The organism is Entomobacter blattae (genome assembly GCF_014672835.1).
GTDB classification, from domain to species: domain Bacteria; phylum Pseudomonadota; class Alphaproteobacteria; order Acetobacterales; family Acetobacteraceae; genus Entomobacter; species Entomobacter blattae.
The window spans coordinates 1,172,317-1,190,193 of record NZ_CP060244.1; the positions used below are offsets into that span (position 1 = coordinate 1,172,317).

The 17,877-nt window shown below is 47.0% G+C and carries 12 protein-coding genes and 2 pseudogenes; 6 read left to right on the forward strand and 8 right to left on the reverse strand.

Annotated elements, in window-relative coordinates; all coding sequences use genetic code 11:
* Positions 1-15: 15 nt before the first annotated feature.
* The 4 genes from JGUZn3_RS05155 to JGUZn3_RS05170 form a co-directional block, all read right to left on the reverse strand.
* The gene (locus JGUZn3_RS05155) at positions 16-3,381 is read right to left on the reverse strand and encodes a glycosyltransferase (RefSeq protein ID WP_203414586.1); all 3,366 of its coding nucleotides are present in this window, start codon (positions 3,379-3,381) and stop codon (positions 16-18) included.
* A 960-nt stretch (positions 3,382-4,341) separates the two neighbouring features.
* A complete protein-coding gene (locus JGUZn3_RS05160) occupies positions 4,342-4,761 on the reverse strand; it encodes a DUF4156 domain-containing protein (protein WP_203414587.1) in 420 nt (139 codons plus the stop codon).
* A 315-nt stretch (positions 4,762-5,076) separates the two neighbouring features.
* Positions 5,077-5,244: a glycine zipper family protein gene (locus JGUZn3_RS12885; RefSeq protein ID WP_203414588.1), complete on the reverse strand. Its 168-nt coding sequence runs from the start codon at positions 5,242-5,244 to the stop codon at positions 5,077-5,079.
* Positions 5,245-5,619: 375 nt separating this feature from the next.
* Complete coding sequence (locus tag JGUZn3_RS05170) at positions 5,620-5,943, reverse strand: YnfA family protein (RefSeq protein ID WP_203414589.1); 324 nt, start codon at positions 5,941-5,943, stop codon at positions 5,620-5,622.
* A 635-nt stretch (positions 5,944-6,578) separates the two neighbouring features.
* Between JGUZn3_RS05170 and JGUZn3_RS12400 the strand changes: the two are divergent.
* A pseudogene (locus JGUZn3_RS12400) lies at positions 6,579-6,854 on the forward strand (radical SAM protein); the annotation flags it as partial.
* A 153-nt stretch (positions 6,855-7,007) separates the two neighbouring features.
* On the opposite strand, the gene JGUZn3_RS05180 reads toward JGUZn3_RS12400, so the two are convergent.
* The gene (locus JGUZn3_RS05180) at positions 7,008-7,334 is read right to left on the reverse strand and encodes a hypothetical protein (RefSeq protein ID WP_203414591.1); all 327 of its coding nucleotides are present in this window, start codon (positions 7,332-7,334) and stop codon (positions 7,008-7,010) included.
* A 1,372-nt stretch (positions 7,335-8,706) separates the two neighbouring features.
* Between JGUZn3_RS05180 and JGUZn3_RS05185 the strand changes: the two genes are divergently transcribed.
* Both JGUZn3_RS05185 and JGUZn3_RS05190 read left to right on the forward strand, forming a co-directional pair.
* On the forward strand, positions 8,707-10,284 hold the full coding sequence (locus tag JGUZn3_RS05185) for a single-stranded DNA-binding protein (RefSeq protein WP_203414592.1): 1,578 nt from the start codon (positions 8,707-8,709) through the stop codon (positions 10,282-10,284).
* A 525-nt stretch (positions 10,285-10,809) separates the two neighbouring features.
* Positions 10,810-11,586: a hypothetical protein gene (locus JGUZn3_RS05190; RefSeq protein ID WP_203414593.1), complete on the forward strand. Its 777-nt coding sequence runs from the start codon at positions 10,810-10,812 to the stop codon at positions 11,584-11,586.
* A 205-nt stretch (positions 11,587-11,791) separates the two neighbouring features.
* On the opposite strand, the gene JGUZn3_RS05195 is transcribed toward JGUZn3_RS05190, so the two are convergent.
* Positions 11,792-12,037, reverse strand: a complete 246-nt coding sequence (locus tag JGUZn3_RS05195) for a hypothetical protein (protein WP_203414594.1) — start codon at positions 12,035-12,037, stop codon at positions 11,792-11,794.
* On the opposite strand from JGUZn3_RS05195, the gene JGUZn3_RS05200 reads away from it, so the two are divergent.
* The 3 genes from JGUZn3_RS05200 to JGUZn3_RS05210 all read left to right on the forward strand — a co-directional run bounded on the left by JGUZn3_RS05200 (position 12,029) and on the right by JGUZn3_RS05210 (position 16,073).
* Positions 12,029-13,174: a hypothetical protein gene (locus tag JGUZn3_RS05200; RefSeq protein ID WP_203414595.1), complete on the forward strand. Its 1,146-nt coding sequence runs from the start codon at positions 12,029-12,031 to the stop codon at positions 13,172-13,174. The two genes, JGUZn3_RS05195 and JGUZn3_RS05200, sit on opposite strands and share 9 nt — an antisense overlap.
* A gap of 345 nt (positions 13,175-13,519) precedes the next feature.
* Entirely contained in the window at positions 13,520-14,236 is a 717-nt protein-coding gene (locus JGUZn3_RS05205; protein WP_203414596.1) for a DUF6362 family protein, read from the forward strand.
* Between the two features lie 913 nt (positions 14,237-15,149).
* The gene (locus JGUZn3_RS05210; protein ID WP_203414597.1) at positions 15,150-16,073 is read left to right on the forward strand and encodes a hypothetical protein; all 924 of its coding nucleotides are present in this window, start codon (positions 15,150-15,152) and stop codon (positions 16,071-16,073) included.
* 83 nt (positions 16,074-16,156) lie between these two features.
* On the opposite strand, the gene JGUZn3_RS05215 is transcribed toward JGUZn3_RS05210, so the two are convergent.
* Entirely contained in the window at positions 16,157-16,663 is a 507-nt protein-coding gene (locus JGUZn3_RS05215) for a DUF805 domain-containing protein (protein ID WP_238996945.1), read from the reverse strand.
* A gap of 430 nt (positions 16,664-17,093) precedes the next feature.
* Positions 17,094-17,387 (reverse strand): annotated as a pseudogene (locus JGUZn3_RS05220) (hypothetical protein); the annotation flags it as partial.
* Positions 17,388-17,877: the final 490 nt, after the last annotated feature.

The window sequence follows — 17,877 nt, forward strand, 5'->3', positions numbered from 1 at the left end:
TCAAACTCTGGTGGGTTATGCAAAAATTTTATTTTTGGACTGCTTGGTGCTAATGGCGTTTATAGAAGCCTGAAGTTCTTCACTGTTTGGGCTACTTTCCTGGATTTCCTTGACTTTATTATTTTCAATGGCAATCACCACGTTGGTCTCAGCAAGGGCGTAGTTGTTATGCACAACATTGGCCAAGTAAACGCGGTATTGGCCATTTAATGTGGCATAGAACCCCTGATCAAGCCAGATTTCAGAAACAAAACCACTGCACAGGGGGGCATCGTGATAGGTGCTTTTTAAATCATGGCGAATCCCGCAATTGGTAGCAAAAACAAAGAATTCGTGGGTTTTTTCATCCACCAGAATAACATACAGGAAGCCAAGGATCATGGCCTTGCGCGTAAAAGCCCACCCCGAGATGGTCATATCAGGAAGGGTCGCTGCCAGGGCCTCATCATCAGAAACGGTTGTCGCTACCTGGAAGTCAAACTCCATTTCGAGCTCTGGATTAAATTCGATATTCTCATGAGGGAGAGTCTCGTATTTAATCCCTTTGATAATGCCATTCTTGCGGGTAATGTTTAAGAAATTGTCAACAATGGTCTGGTTGCTGTTAAACACCTGGGCCACGCTGATAATTTTCCCTTCCTTAACGGTCATATCAATCGGGGTGAGCTGGTAGTGGGCCTCGCCGTTAATGACGTTCAGCAAGGCAATATGGTAAGTGCCTTCTGTCCATTTCCCCCGCAGGGCCACACGGGTATAGAAGCCAGAACGCGGTGGGGCATAGGTGATATTTTTGGTGACATCCTCCCTGAGGGAGCGTTGGGTTTCCATAAAGATGGCTTCGTCATTTTCTGTATTGAGCAAAACAACAAATATGGTCCCAGCGTTGGAAATGTCCGGCACCACAAACCATCCCTGCATGGAGAATTCATAGGCTTCACGAAAATTGCTTTCATTATCCACATTGGGTCTGAAACCGCACACTTCATCCACATAGAAAAGGTTCCCCTGCACCCCGGCCCAATCGGTAACAGGAACGGGTAGTTCGGTGAAGACATCGCGGATGGTTGGTGGATCAAAGATATGGCGTGGCGGGGCCTGATGTTTCCAGGAGACATGAGGTAGGAAGTGCAGGCGGCCTAGATCAAGCTGGAGGTTGCTTAAGCCAAATTTGCGTTTGGGTAAAACATCCTGATAGATGGCAAAAAGCTCCTTGGCGTAGGCGTTGGCGTTAACCCCAAGGTCAGAGGCGGCAATGGTTTCCATCATCTGTTTTCTTAAAGGCTCATCAGAACGGATTAGCTCAAGACAGTTAATCACCCCGCTGGCATCGCCTACTTCAACCTTTAACCCGTTGACGCCATGGACAACCCTATCGCCTAGCGCCCCGATATCCGTAACAATGGGAATAAGGTTGTACTGCCAGGATTCAGAAAGGGAGATACAGTAGGTTTCGGGCCATATGGAAAGGTTAAGGGCCACATCGGCAATGGCAATCTGGGCGATATCGCCAAGGGAGTAAGACCCATGGACAATCACGTTTTTCTGCCCCAGATTTTCAAGTACAGAGGCATAATCAGGGGGGACATAGCCCCAGATATGGAATTCATAAAGGTCGAGGTTGGCCGTTTTGATAACATTCAGGATGTTGTCAGCACCCTTGGAGCGAAGGAAGTTGCCCACAATGGCCACCCTTAGAGGGCGTCCTTCAAGGGGTTCGTACTGTTTTTTGGCCGCAGGCAAGACCGTTTCAGGAGAAGGGATCCCGATAATGTGGTTTTTCTTGTGTTCCAGAACCGGATAGATGGTTTTGGTCAGATGATAGGAATGTTCTGTGCCGAAAAGACCAATATCGATACACTTCATGGCCTTGGCAATAAATCCACGCCGTGTGGCCTGAGCTCCAAATTCAATATTTTCAGCATTTTTCAGGCAAATATCACATTTGGTAAGCGAGTATTTTTCAATGTTACAGAAACGCTGGTCATAATCCAGCAGATTATAACGAGCACATACGGCTACAAAGTCATGGAAGGAGAATACCACCCCAACCCCACAGCCCTTGGCGATAATGGGAAGGGAGAAGGCATGGTGCCCAAGATGCTGGAAATGGACAATGTCTATATTATATTGGGAAATAACGCTGGCAAAGGCGCGCTCTTCTGGCCCATCGTGTAAATTGTCCAACCAGGGAATCTCTGGCATGTCAAAGCGTTCCAGCTCTTTCCCGTTGGCATCGATTAAGCGGCAGTGGTTTCCACGGCGCAGCCAGAAGTAAAAGTCTACATCGCGCCCTAGGGTTGAACAAAGAATTTGCTGATAAACCTCAACTCCGCCCCAAACCTGTTCATGAATGGTGGAGTGGGTGCACATCATCACTTTAATACGGTTATTGCGTGTGGGAGGCTGGGGGTTAGGGACTGTGGTATTACGCAGGAAATTCGCCTTGGTAAGAGTTGCCATTTCCTTAAGGCGGTTTTCGTAAAGGTGGCTCGATTCGACAGATTTTTGCGCTGCCGTGGCCAGCTTGGTGCGTAAGCCCTTTTTGGTCAGGATAGCGTGGATATGAGAGGTGAGCTCGGTAATATTATGGGCAAGGCTTGTTCCCTTTACGCTTTCGAAATATTTCACATCCATCTCTGAAGGGATTTCCACAACCTGCGCAGTGCCTGCAAGCCCTAGCTCGTAAAACCGTGGGCCGGGCGCTGTCGCTTGGCCCACATCGCCATGGCTGGCGTAGTTGCGGAACATGGTGAGCGTTACAGCACTGGCGTTGGCAAAATCAATAAAGGCTTCATGGCTGATGGGGCGGGGGATGACATAAGCTGCCAGATCAGCCGGCAGGGGCGGGAGATATTCGTTCACCGGGCAGACCAGCTTAAAGCGAGCCTCGGGGAAGCTAACCAACAGGTGGCGCAAAACATCCACCCGGTTTGGCCACATGGTTCCCGCAAAGAAAATGTCGTAATCGAGCTCTTCGGGGGTTTTTATCTTCCGGTAATGCAATGAAGGGTTCGCAGCCAGGGGTAGATAATGGCAGGTCGTTTTATAATGCGGCACACAGGAAGGGTCATTGGTGAAAACATAGTCAAATAATGTTGTATTTTTAACGTTGATATCGAGCATGAAAGGGTCTTCAAAGGCCCAGAATATCATGGTTTTAAAACTGGGACGCAAGCGCCTGATTTGCTCAATGTCTATTCTTTGTCCATCAATGCAGATCAGCACGTCGTGCTCACCAGTAGCAGCAATGGCCATTAAGGACATATCATCAGCAACGACAATATTTTCACTTCCCCACAATTGTTTGGCAGAGCGTTCAATGGCCAAAGTAAGGTAGGAATTCGAGTTGTGAGTATAGTTTGTGTTGTAGATTATGGCCATATCTTACCTGGACTTTTCTTACCTGAACTTAAGTTGGTTTTAATTTGAAAATACGACTTTATTATTTCGATTAAGCAACAGTATACGCACAAGAGTGAAAAAGAAAGTCCTCTATACATTTGTTACTGGGTATAGCATGGGTTTGCATGATCTCTTTCCTTTCCTCCTATTCTGCTGATCGAAGTATTAACAAAAAATTATGAAGCGAACTCTGTGAATGAGTTATAGGAATAATTTAGTTTTTGTAAACTCAAAATTTAAAAAAACGATTTTTAAATGAATTTTTCACTTTATTCCAAACTTTTCCTAGAAAGCTCCCTGAAACGCGTAGTCATTTTTATAGCCTTTGCATGAATTTTTTGTTTTTTTCTGGGCAAAGATTTCACATCTTCAATAAAAGAACAAAGTGAATTAACGTTTAAAAGTTCGCATATCACAATGTTTTTTCTTGAAGGGTGTTCTCTGATAAGTTTTTCTGGTGGGTTATCAGGCTTTATCAGGGGTTAGCCTTATGGTTTTTCGTCCAGTGCCCTGTCCTGTCTTCTGCCCAGTTTTTTACCAGTTTTCTGCTATGCGGGGTATTTCTGGCGATCGTTTTGGCCTATAAGATTCTCTGGCCGGTGAGACTCTCTAGAGTTTCTTTTGCTGAGAGGAGTGTGTTGTATTTTTACCTCATGCTCCTTGCTCGGAACCGTAACTTTTTTCTCGCAGGGTAAACCTGGCAACTCGCAAGGCGAAGCTGGCCAGAAGATGAGGCTGGCAAGAAGCGGAGAGGGTGTTTAAAAGCCGGTCTGCAAAAATGTCAATAAAAAAAGTGCCAATAAAAAATTCTGATCAAAGGGTTTTTGCGTACACCAGTGTGGAAGCCTTTTGCCTAAGGGTTGAAGGCTTTAAGGCGTTGGTTTACGGAGCCTTATTGGAGGCTTATCGGAGCTTTATCGGGGGCTATTGAGCAGGTCCTTATTGGGCTGGTCGGGTTTTAAGCGGGCCGAATTGCGGTGAGGCCGGAAAGGTGGTTTGTGGCGTAAGCTCGGTGCAATAATAGGCATCGCCAGTTTCTACCACACCGCCAGAGCTGATCTCTGTGGGCGAGGTGGTATCGTAGCTGACCACGACAACAAGGTTGGCTCCTTTGCGGTAGGCACGGTTTATCAAGTCGTTGCGTGCACTCTGGATGGTCGAGGCCAGGCCATCAGAAATCCACATTTCGTTAGACCCCCTGACCTGGCCAAGGAAGTGGCAGGCTTTACTTAAAGGATCAACAGAGACAACTTTTACGGTTTCTGCACCGGCATCAAGGCTTTCTCCTGCGCAACCAGCCAGGGAGGTGCTGCATAATGCTGCAAGGAGAAAAACAGAAAGCGGCCGGTAAAACAGCATGGTGGAAGTCCTTTTTGGCGAGAGATCAGTTATTCAGTTATAGGGTAATGTCTGTAGCATAACAGCCATTTATATACCATATACAATACAATTTTTTACTCTGATAAGGAAAATCTGCCTTTCTCTTCTTGCCTCTTTTTTCCGGCCTCTTTTTGAGGCTGGCTTTCTCTTTATTCAATTTCTTCTTTACTCAACGCCCGTAAGGGCCTTTTAAAAAACGAGTAAAAACCGAGGGCCCTTGCAGGAAGAGTGAAAAAATAGTTACGGAGGGAAGAAAATATTTGTGGAATATTATTCCGTAATGGGGTTGCCTTCCTAAGGAAAACACGCTGAACCATGAATTCTCCCGACATGGCTCCCCGACATGGCTCCCCGACATGGCTCCCCGACATGGCTCCCCGACATGGCTCCCCGACATGGCTCCCCGACATGGCTCCCCGACATGGCTCCCCGACATGGCTCCCCGACATGGCTCCCCGACATGGCTCCCCGACATGGCTCCCTCGAAAGTGGGGCTGAGAGACATTGAGTGTTTTATGAAAAATGATGGGTCATAAACATAAGCCGTAGGGGGAAAGGGCAGAAAGGGATTAGAGGGGCTTTGGTGGGCTGCTTGTCTCCCCATGGTGTATTTCATGAGGAGATATGGGGAGAGCGGGAAAATAGAGCTTGGGGAGTATAACCCACCCTGGAACAACAACCCTGGATAACCTTGGAACAACCCTGAAATAACTCTGGAATAACCTTGGGGGCATCATATCTTGGGGCATGGCCCTGAGATATGATCCTGAGGCAGGGTTCTCGGGTATAATCCTTGGGCATAATTCTGGGGCATAATCCTGGGGTGGGGTCGGGGGGTTAAGAGTGAGGGGCAAAAAGAATAACCACACACCCTGCAATGGCCAATGCCGCACCGGTGATATCCCATAAATCGGGCATGGTACGTTCAATGGTTCCCATCCATACAAGGCAGCAGGCAATATAAATGCCGCCATAGGCAGCAAAAGCCCTTCCGGCGTAGGGGGTATTCATATGGCTGAGAAGCCCTGCAAAAAGGCTTAACAAGGCAAGCCCTGCCATAAGCCATAAAAAAGATTTGTGCAGGCGCAACGTTGTCCAGAAAACAAAACAGCCGGAAATTTCAGCAAAGGCTGCAACAAGGGCAATCAGGAGGGTTTTCATACGACGATCCTTAACGAAGAGGAGAAGAGGAGTTAGCAGAGAAGAGTATAAAGAATAGAAGCAGAAAAACCATTATGCTGAGGCGAAAAACAAACGGGGTAGGGTGGAGAAAGGTAGAGTCCCGATGGACCTTCCGCCAAAACTCCTAAGCCAGAGCCTCTCAGCGAGAATCCATCAGCCAGAATCCCTAAGCCAGAACCGCTTAGGCTGAACCTCACAGCTAGAACCCCTGAGCTAGAACCGCTCGGACTGCATCAAGTTTATCGTGAAAAGGGCTCTTTGATCGGCTCTTCTCCCAAAGATTTTCTGGTCAGGCGTGTTCTACCATGAGAGCCAGATTTTACCCTAAGAGGTATAGGGTTGGCAGGCGTTTTTTGGTCGTAGGATTGTCTCTAATTATGCGCCATTTCCCACGAGAGCAATGCCGCCTGGACTCCCTCAAGGATTTTTCCTCTATTGATGGGAACCTTTCTCTTGAGGAGGGCTGCATGTATCTCTCCTGATGATATCGATGATATTCCTTCTCTCTATGGGGAAACCTAAGACAACGGGCTGGTCTTGGCCACTTTTTCATGGCATTTCCAAAGATAAGGAGGGGTCAAAAAATAGGGGTCAAGAAAACAGGCACCAAGAAAGAAGCTACCGACCCAATAGGAGATGAAAGATTTTCGCCCCCACCAGGCATTGTTCACCGCTATAAGGACAGAGCCCTTCTTAAACCTATTCATATCTGCCCTTTATATTGCCGTTTTTGTTTTCGTCGTGAAAAGGTGGGGCCCAACCATGGCTTGCTCACCGATGATGAACTTGATAATGCCTTGGAATGGATTGCCCGCCACCCCGATATTTCAGAAATTATTCTTACCGGCGGTGATCCTCTTATGCTCCCCTTTCGCCGATTAAAAATGATCCATGGGGAGCGAAGGGTAGATTTGGTGCATGGGTTTTTGGATGCGGCCTGCTTTGGGGAGACAAGATTTTAAAACCATTGGGAAAAAGTTGGAGGAAAATAGTACGAGTTTTATTTTCCCCCTTGAGAATGAACAGTGCAGAATGACCATCGCCTAATCGGTAGCATAGCGCCAGGCTGCTACAGCGCACTCTGGGTCGTAATTTTCAATTATACGGTCTATGTCGGCCAAGGCAGAGGGTAATTCATCTTCTGTTAAGGAGGTGGCACATTCCTGCGCAGTATTGATAAGGATTTGCACCGGGTGGAGGGGGGCTAGGGTTAGGCCATGCTGGTTACAGCGTCGGTGAAGCGTTTGGGCGAAGGTCAGGCACTCTTTGGCCAGGGTGGAATAAAAAACAATTTCGTTTTTTTTCTCTTCTGTCATGAGGGCTTCATAGTTTTTGGCCAGGGGCTCTCTGTCTTCTTTATCCAATCTCATCGAAAAAACTCCATCAGTTAAGGGCCAAAAGGCCATTTTCAATGGTTTTTATAAACGGGGGTTTTATAAACGGATTTGGGCTTCTGTCTTGAAGGAGAGCGTGTATTCAGGGTACGGATCCAGAAGGCCCCTATCAGGAAGGGATGAGCCGCATATTTCCATAAAACCAAAAGATGCGACAGCTCGTGCAAAAATTGGACGGAAATAGCGCTTATATGATCTACATTAATCTTACGGCGTTTACCACAGGGGGGCAATGGCAAAAAACAGCAAAGGATCATTCTCTTGCTAGGTTCTTTAGGGGATTATAGGCTCTTTATGGGAAAACATCACCACCTTTGCTCGCCTATGGCAAAGCAGCGGGTGGGGGGTTGTTGTTTTAAACGAAAAGCCTTTGATCATCCCACCATTCAGAGGGGTTTTTACCCTCCTTTTTCATGAAATGAGCAAGTCTGTGAAATGGCAAATACCAGCCAATCTGCATGATGGCCAGCCGATCATAAAAAGAGAGGATGAAATAGGATAAGAACGTAAATCCTCTTGAAGAATCCCCTATTGAAAGAAGCAAGAGTTAAGCCTTAATCCCCAACAGGATATTAAGGCTATTATTCATAACAAAAACCCCCTTTATCTCCTTGGTAGAAGGCCGGCTGAAAGAGAGTTTGGGTTGAATAACGAATTTTCGGAAAAGAGGGGCATGTTATTGCGTTTGGCTGTTGGTTTATAACAGCTGGTAAGGATGGGTTGATGATGGGCATACGCTCTTCCCCCCCTTTTTCCAAAAAGCCTTGAAAGTGAAGCCTTGAGAGTGAAAAAAGAACACTAAAAGGCAGGTTTTTACGGCTTGTAGGGGGTATAAAGCCGATACAAGACGATTCTGGATCTTCTCGCTTGGTTTTTCTCTCTGTAGGGGAGAGGGAAAGAAAAAATAAAGAAACTCAAGAGCCCAGAAAAAATGATACGAAAACAATAGGTTATTTAATCAGGGGGCGTATTTTTACGGGTAGAAAAAACCGATACGAGAAAAAAATGTGAAATATCACTTGCGAAACATAAAAAACTGTCGTTATAAATAGATCAGAAGCAAGAACATAACAAGAACAACCATTGTTTCTCTTAAGCATTTATCACTAGAATATTTCACGAACACTAAGGAGCATTCAGAAACTATGCAAGGGGTTTTTTATCAAAAATTAGAACAAAATGAAAACATTTATAGGTAAGCTTTTGCTTCCCGCCTGGGTTTGGTTGGGTCTGTTTCAAGCAGAAAAAAAGCCAAAAGCGAAAGGCACCCAAACTGGCTTTTAACCCGGTTTTTCAATGTTCGCGAGAGTGCCTGAAAGTGTACAGTTTGAGGGAAAGGAGAAATCAGATGTCATCACTTAACAAAGTTCAGATTATGGGTAGACTGGGGGGAGACCCTATGGTTACAACCACCATGGCAGGAATACGCTGCGTGCGTTTTCATGTTGCCACAGGGGGAAGATGGAAAGATCGCAGGGGGATAGAACATAACGATACAGAATGGCATCGTGTGGTTGTTTTTCATGAGCGCACCATAGAAATTGTTGAAAAGCATTTTCGTAAGGGGTCTCCGGTTTTTGTAGAAGGGGAACTCCATACCCGCAAATGGCAGGATGAAAGTGGCCAAAGCCATTACCGTGCTGAAATTGTGGTTCCAGCCTTTCAATCCCGTGGAGTGTTATTCCCGCCGATTTTTCCCCAGAATTATATGGAAACGGCGGTTGATGGGGTGACCGAGGAGCATGATCCTTTAGCGGAGGGAGATGGCCCAGAGAAAGATCCAGAGAAAGGTCCAGAGAAAGAACTGGAGAAAGAACCAGAGAGGCAGGATCATCGTTTGGCCCATCATCAGGGTTCTGAAACCCAGCCGGATGAACCGCTAGAGAGAGAAGCCCCAGGAGGTAAAATACCAGGAGGTAAAATACCAGGAAGTAAAATACTGGGAAGTAAAACCCTGGAGAGTAAAACCCTAGGGAGCAAGGCTCTGGAAAGCAAAGCCATGGGAAGCCCTCTAGAGACATCCAGAGAGGGAAACCACACGGGGGAAGATCCAGCAGAAAGCCCTTTGTTCTCAGAAGAAAAAACGGCTATGGCGTTGGATGGGTTTGATGAAATCCCCCCTACACTTAGGCCCTATTGGGGAGAGGCCCGGGGAGAGGCCCTGAGTGAACGAGTGATGGAGGAAATCCCACCCTCTGCCTATGCCCAATGGTTGGATCATCAAGCTTTGCCAGCTGGGGGTACCAGGGTCGGGACTAGGGCGGCGGATACTGATTTAGATACCGGGGCAGTGACTGGGGTAGGTACCAGCCCTGGTGCCGGGGCAGAAGATGGTGAAGAGGCTGCTTATGGCGCACCCTTTCCCTTACCAGAAGAGTCAGCGGAGGGGAGAACGCCTCTTGCATCTTTTTCAAAAACGCCCCGTTCAGAAACAGCTAAAGTCAGGCTTAGGCATCTTCAGGAAAAGGTGCGTCAGCGCCGCGTAGAAGAACTCTCCGTTTTTCGTCCAACAACCTTACCCAAACATATCGGGCCTAATCCGGTTAAACACAATCCTTCGGAAGGGATAACCAAGGGGAGATCAGACTATGTTCAGGAAAAATCCCATACAGGGCATGACATCAGCCTAAAAGAGCAGGCTCATGTTTCTGACCAGGCTGTGCGGGGAGAAATCCATGGTATAAGGGGATGCGATCTTTTGCTGGAAAGGGATTCCGGCACGGGAGAGGCCTATGGAAAATCTTTCTTTCCTCCGCAGGATAGTCACGAGACCCAAATCTGGCCAGAGGGTGGCATTCCAGGGGGTGGCATTCTCGGGTTGGATCCACATTTGGTGGGAAGTGGTGATAACACACACACTTTACCCTATCCTGCCTCCTTACCAGGTTTTCCTCCACAGGGGCTAGGGCCTGTTGCCAAAAGCTAGGATCATCTTTCCCAAATGGGACGCATTTAAGGATACATTTTTAGGGTTATATTCGGTTCAGGGTTACATTTTGGGGGCATAGAGCCAAAAATACCAAGAGCTAAAAATACCATGGGCCCAAAAATATAGGGAATTCTTCTAAGGCGTGGGATTTCAGGAATGATACGGTATTATTATACAGAGAGAAATGATTATACAGATAGGCGATGGGTTTCTGTATCTCAATAAAGGAAGCACCAGACAGGAAAAGTTTTCAAAGCGACTTATCCTGTTATGGTGTTTTTCAAAAGGAAGCCCCTTATAAGAAAAAGGTTATATAATACCGTAAATAAGCTTTCTTTAGAGGGGGGAATGATGGTTTTGAAATGAGTGTTTTTACGTAAGTGTTTCTACGTGGGGTGGGGCCATTCTTGAAAGGTTCACAGTTTGAAAGATTCACCCTTTAAAATGGTTACACTTTAAAAGATTCACGCCTTAAAAAGTTTATAGGGGAGAGTTCATCTATGGTGAAGAAGGAGCGAAGCAATGCTAGACAGAGTGCCTCATTCGGTTTCCCCTCTCAGGGAAGGGGAGCAAGGAATGCATTTGTCACCCGTGGTGGAAAGGCGAGCCAGGCCACCGCAAACGGAAGAAATAGATGTCGCTTTCAAGAAAAAAGCTTCTAAAGAGGGCAAGCTTCCCGCCCCACTCACCCCGTCAGAGTGCGATTTGCGGGATTTCCCCTTTTTACCTATTGAGATTACGCGTCTCTTTGGGTCAGATTTTCATACCCTATCCTCTGATGCTGAATGGCGGGCAGGTGTAACGTTATGGCTTAAATCCTTTCATCAGGTGCCTTCTGCCAGCCTCCCTTGCAATGATCGTTCACTCGCTCATCTTGCCGAGTTTGGACGGGATATCGAAAGTTGGCTTCAGGTAAGGAATGGTGCACTCCATGGGTGGATTTTATGTGCTGATGGTAGGCTTTACCATCCTGTGGTGGCGGTACGGGCGCGTGAGGCCTGGAGACGAAAGCTGATCCAGCGTGAGAAGGGGCGTAAAGGGAATGCTGTTCGCTGGAAAAAGCCCCTTCCTGATACGTTAGCTCAAACGGAAAGTACCCTCAATGGCAAGGCGCAAGCCTATAGAGAGGTATCAAATTACCACAGAGGAGAAGAAAAAATCATGGTTCCTATTCTTGAAGGGGAGCACGGTTTTGCTGGTGAGCAAATAGGGCTTCTGCCTTTTTGTCCCCACGGGGATCGCCCAGTCATCGCAAGAGAGAGTCTAAGGGAAAGTACAAGAGAGAGGAAAGGAGAATAAAGTATTCCAAATCGTAGGGAAGAGTAAGGCTTTCTGTTTAATAACCAGCAGGATAGGGCGCGTATTCTAAATCATGGGGACGAGTAACCTATAAGGAAACTGTAACCCTTTTATATTTTATCCACAGGGTGGGGAAATAGCCAATCCCGTAAGCCAGATCATACAGCACCAGTAAGAGGGCCTATTTTATAACGAGATTTTATGCCTATTTCCCTTTGGATTTTATAATAATTAAAAAAACATTAACAAAACGATCCACATCCCTAAACTCTTGAGCATGAGCTGCTAAAGCCGGTAGGGCCATAACGGCAAAATGCGTAGGGAGCTTTATAATCAGGGATAAAAAACTAATAAGAGATAAAAAACACCATTCAGCTTTCTGTGTTGGAGAAATGATTGTGCAGAAAACACCCATAAACCAACCACAACAAAGGTAGCGCCCATGCAGCATTCTCTTTCCCCCTATGGGTCATGTCACGGGCCGCTCTCTCTTCTCGCAGAGGGGTATTGGACTGCGGCGTCCATACTGCGTCATGAGCTGCAGCTTTCACTGCCACCAGCGGGGCGGTCTTGCTATATTTCCTTTCCTCCTAAGGGTCATGTCATGGGCCGTTCTTTCTTCTTGCAGGAGGGCATCGGGTGGAGGCTTCCTTGCTCCGTCATGAGCAGCAGCAATTCGGTAGAAACCCTTTTAAATTCTTCGGCGACTGGCGTGCGCTTTGGTGAGCCCTGCTGGCAGCAGCTTTCTCATGGGCCCATAAGAGAGTTTTCTAACGGAACTCCCAGAGGCCCTCTCAATTTTAAAGACCCTCTCAATTTCAGAGGTCTCCTCACTTTCAGAGACCCCCTTACTCTCAAAGATCCTCTCAACCTCAAAATCCCTTTTAAGGAGATCCCCTCAGCGTTGGATGCCGGTTCATTAAAAGTCCCCTCAAAGGGGGATGCGTTGCTTGTTGTCAGTCAGGATCACCCGGAAGAGGCACGCCATATTCTGGGGTGGCTCTCTCATTTATCTCGTCTTCTTCCCGCAAAAGAGGGGCGCATTACCGCAGAAGGGTTATCACTCTATACGGAGTTCCTCACCAGGGATATTCCCGTTGAAGCCTTTACGATTGAAAGTTTGCATAGTGTTTTAAAAGAGCTCCGATTTTGGTCCAGCTATGCCGAGCTTTATACAGCTTTGGGGCGGTATTGCGAAGAAAAGTCTTTCCAATTTCACAAGGGCAAAGCGGGCGGGAAGGGGCATAAGCGGTTAAGGCAGTCGCGATACTGGTCGGGCCTTGAGCGGGCCCGTGCGGGGAAGTGGGGCCATATATCCCAAGCTTTTTTATGCTCTTACCCGGGGTATGTCACATGTCCGGAGGAATTATGGAAGCAGGTGGAAGGATGGCTGCTTTGGTTTATGGCAAAAGAAGAGGAATGGGAAGCCTGTAAGTTTCATGCTTCAGACCGGTTAGAGGACGAGGAAGCCACAGCTTTGCCTTTCAAGCGCGAAGGGGACAATGCTCAAAAAAATGAACGGCTTCGGGCTTTAAAAACCCTTCATGACCTGTGCCCTATCGCTTGGCATATTGTCTGTCAGGCGTAAAACCGGTGGAGTTTTCAGCGTTTCCCATGGGAAGGGTGCAAATCTCAGAGGGGAGATGAGGAGAATTTTGAGATGGAGGCAATTAAAAATAGGGAGAATGAATTATAGCGTGTTGTCCTGCGAGAACCATCCTCTCTTGGTTCAGATTTTATTGAGCCGTGAGGGTGAAGAAAAGCCGTGAGGATTAAGAGTAATGAGCAAGAAGAGAGTGGGCACATATGGGCATACATAGGCACACTTGGCATACCCTGGCACACAGGTTACCTCACCAACTCATCAAACAAAAATATTCAAAAATAGGTATTTCATTACCACAATTAACGACGCAAAAAAGGAGAATACCCCATGAAGATTAGTATACCACATCCAAATGCCGCCATGACGGCCAAGGCCCTGGAGAGGAACAATAAACTGGATATGAACAATAAAAACGAAACTTCAGCACAATTTTCGACCAACGGCCTTCCCGAAAGCAGGTTTTCTGTGTCGGATCGTTCTGTATCGGGTCGTTCTAGGTTGGGCAGTTCTCAGTTTGGTGGTTCTGAAAGGCCTCGTACGGAGAAAGGCTCTTTTGCTGAGGCCTTTTCTCCTCTTCCCAAACGCCCGTTGGATAGCCACACTGTGATGATATGTCTGGAGGCAGCGGCTACCACCTTGCAGTGTTTGCCTGCCCATGGTTGCCGTCCTGCCAAGCCTGGCACTAGCTGGCCAGATATTTTACAAGATGTGTGTTCTGGCCTGACCCTTGATGCCAGCTTGATCAAGCGTCCCATACCGGCCCCCCATGCGATTGACTGTATGGACGAGGCCTTTAGTTGGGTGCAGCTCATTTCAGCTCCTCCAAAAAGCAGTCATGGTGGCGCGGTACGCCGGCGGCTGGTTTTGTTGCGCTCTTTTGTGAATGTTCGGAGTGGGCGCCATATGTTTTCATGGTCACGTTTGGGGAGAATATTAGGAGCCAGTTCACCCAGTATACGCACCTGGCATCAGAACGGTATTGCGGAAATTACGGATAAATTACAAAAAAACCCTTTTCTTTTTGATAAAAATAGGATAATGTGAATGATAGACTGGTTTTATTAGTATCCAGTTATAAAGTAGCTTTCATATTAGTTTCTGTGGCATGGGTGTCTTATCGATATCACTATGCGAATCTCCTATAAGAGGGAACTTGTTAGAGGGAAGCAGGAGCGTTTTAAGACTGAATTCTGAAAAGATTTCGTCGAATGGCATGAGGCCAGGATCCCAGGGATTAAGGTTTTACTGGCCGCCTAAGCTTTGGTCTATCCAGGCTCTGGTCTATAAAGCCTTAGAGAGAATGGTGCTTGTATACTTCTTACCTTACACATTTGATGGCTTATCAGTATCAGGGTTTGATGAAGAAGAATCGTTACCTTACCTTACCTTACCTTATCTTATCTTGGTAAAATGCGCGCTCTAAGGTTTCTTTCTGCTTCATTGTGTGGCTTATTCTTGTCCTAGCACTAGCACTAGCACTAGCACTAGCACTAGCACTAGCACTAGCACTAGCACTAGCACTAGCACTAGCACTAGCACTAGCACTAGCACTAGCTCTGGTTCTGGCCCTTATTTTTTGACACTTGCTCTGGCGGGGTGTGGATCAAAATTGAATTTTTGTGAAGACTTGTTTTGGAATGGTGAGCAGTTTTTCATCAATCACGGCTTTTATGATTTCCCCTCTGCCCAAGCCAGTTAGGCCTCTGCTCAAAAAGGTGTTGTCCTGTTTGTAACCCCCCTCCTACGAAAGGGGCAGATATAGATTTGTTGCTTTCAAGCGGGATAGTACGCATCCATCCCCCCTACGAAGGGTGTCGATAGACTTGGTGATTTCAGGTGAGACAGTAAGCACTAGCCTCTCCCCTCCCATGACGGTGGTAGAGAGGGTGATTGGGGTGGAGAGAAATGGATGAAATGGCAGGGCTATGGGTATACAAGATAAGAAAACGGAGGGCTTGTGTTGCAAAATCCTGATCTTACAGCGCGCCAAGGACTCCTTTCTCAGGACAATGCTGCTCATCAAGCCAATGTTCTTCATCACGCCAACGCTTCGCAAGAGAGCTTAGGACCCCAAGAAGACCCTCAAGAGAGGTTAGAGGGAAAGGAAGGTCTTTCCGTTCCAAAAACGCGGCAGATTCGTAAGGGGGCGGTCAAAAGGCGCAAGAAGGGGGCAGGTGACCCTGTAAAAGGCCATTTTGCTCAGGATTTTACCCGCTTATGGCCTAGGGCTTATACTCCCAAGGAAGAGAAGAGCCGCCTGTTATTAGGGGTGAGTGAAGAAACGATTTTTGAATGGAAGTTTCCTCATACCGTCATAGAGGTTAACGCTTTCACCGGGCTTTCTGGTCATTATGCTCCTTTTGATCACTCTAGCATTTCTGGCCAAAAGGGAAATACAGCCTGCTTCTGTGACACTGACAGTCTTTCTGGTCGCTCTAGCACTTCTGGCCCAGAAGGGCAGGCCATGCCCGTTTGGCCTGATGGGGTGCTAGACCCAGAGGAAAGCTTGTTGGTTATGGCCCGGCGGCATACCCATGTTGCGGTGCAGATTTTGCTGGAGCTGGGGTCTGACCCCTCGGTAGCGGCCAGTGTGCGTTTGGCTTCTGCCCTGGCCCTTCTGGATAGGGGGTGGGGTAAACCGGCCTCGGCCTTTATGCCAGGTTCGGGTATGGGGCCTGTTTTATCGGCCAAAGGCGCTTTCTCTCAGGATGGCCTTAAGGAAGAACAGGCCTCAGAGCGGGAGGCGGCCATTCCCCCTTTGGTGATTACAGGTGTTGCCCCCACGGCCTTTTCCTCTCAAACGCCTGCTTGTGGGAGGGATGAGGCAGAAGGGACCCCACAGCCGGAGGAGGAAGAAATGAATGAAAAAGGCGTAAGGTGAGTATTCCTTAAAAAATCTACAAAAATGAGGGCATCTTGGAATGAAAAAGAAGTGCTCCTTAGACGTAGAACAATGAAAACCCCTTAGAAATAGGTAATGCGATGGGAATGTTCTGGTTGTGGCATACCGTAACGGTTGGGGCCTGGGGTACCGGGAAGGGCTGCGAGAATAAGAAGCCAAATCCAGCCAGCCCAAAAGCCACTAATTAAGGCAGCCAGTAAAATAGAGCGTATATGCTCGTCTGAATCCACCATGGGGGCCACCAAGCTTGTGGGGGGTGGTGGGGTTGGCAGGTCGGTGAGGATAATAATGGCGGGAATAAGGGTTAGCAGAAAAGGGAGGAACAGCCATTTCCCTTGCCAGTCAATATCGTGTAAGCGCCTAACAAATAAGGCCATGATAGGCACGATGATCAGGGCGATAAAAAATGTTTTGGCCATATTGCCCCAGGCGATGCTGATCAGCCCATTTTGCATACATAAAGAGATAATGGCAAGAACGGCCACACTTCCTGCTAGGAATGTCCAGAATTCCGTACGGTTGGAGCGTCCTGTAAAATCATAAAATCTCATGAAGGGGATCAGGATCATTGTCACAATGTTTGGCCTTTTAGTCGGAGAGTTTAGAAATATTCCTTTAGAGATTTTCATCTAGGAGATTTTATCTAGGGAATTTCATCGGAATGGGGTTATTTTTAGCTATGCAGAAAAATGGTTTTTATTGGTCAATGGTATAAAATTATCCTGCAAGGAAAAGTGTGTAATAGTTATCGCTTGAAAACCTTAAAAGTTTCTGCCTATCACGCTCGACTGATGCGTTCGGCCTATAGGGGTGTAGAATGAAAAAATCAGCTTGGGCAAATCCCTTTGTCAGAGGTGGTTGTGTAAGGGGTGGTTGTAGGGCAGGTCAAGGGTTACATGTTTTGGAAAGGAAAATTCATAAAGATCAAATATCAAGGGCAAAAGCCCCAGAGTTATCCCCAGAGTTATCCCCAGAGTTATGATCAGAGTTATGATCAGCATACTGTTTCAATCCTTCTGCATCGACGGCTTCCATTCCGATAAACATGTAACGAAGGCCAATTTCTGACCAGACTTTAAAAACTTCCTTATTGTGCAGAAGAACATCGCCTCGGGTTTCAAGATAATATTCTTTTTTTATGCCTCGTTTTTTTATTTCATTAGCGATTGCCATGCCGTGTTCAGCATGAACAAAGGCAACATCATCGACAATAAAAATGCCAGACTCTTCAATGCCAGGCTCTTCAATGCCAGGCTCTTCAATATGCTCTAGCTCTTCGGCAATAGCCTTTGGGTATGATGAAGGGCATGATGACATGATCAGGTCGTTGAGGGTGTCATAATTTAGGGTGTCATGATCAGGGCCTTGATGAGAGCTCTGGTCAGAGAGCCCCGGTTAGAGCCCCGGTTAGAGCCCAGGTTAGAGCCCAGGTGAGAGTCTCGGTTAGAGCTCAGATGAGAGTTATGACACTTCTTGGGTTCAGAACGGCAAAAACACGTGTCTTTGCCTATTTTGTATCTTCACTTATGAGAGAGGCTTTTAAAATTGTGCAAGTCATTCAAGATACGAAATAGATAATATGCGAAATAGACATGATGGAATAAGGAGTATCCACCACCTTTACCGTTTCTAAAGGCTCAAGGTTGCCTCTGGTTTGGCATACTGGGCTGTCACCTTGCTGCTGGGCGTTATGCCTCTGTGGTTACCTGTCCTGACGAATTGTACAAGTCATGCAAATTGTACAAGGTAAATTGCGCAAGTTCAAAAGACGTTTAAAAAGTAA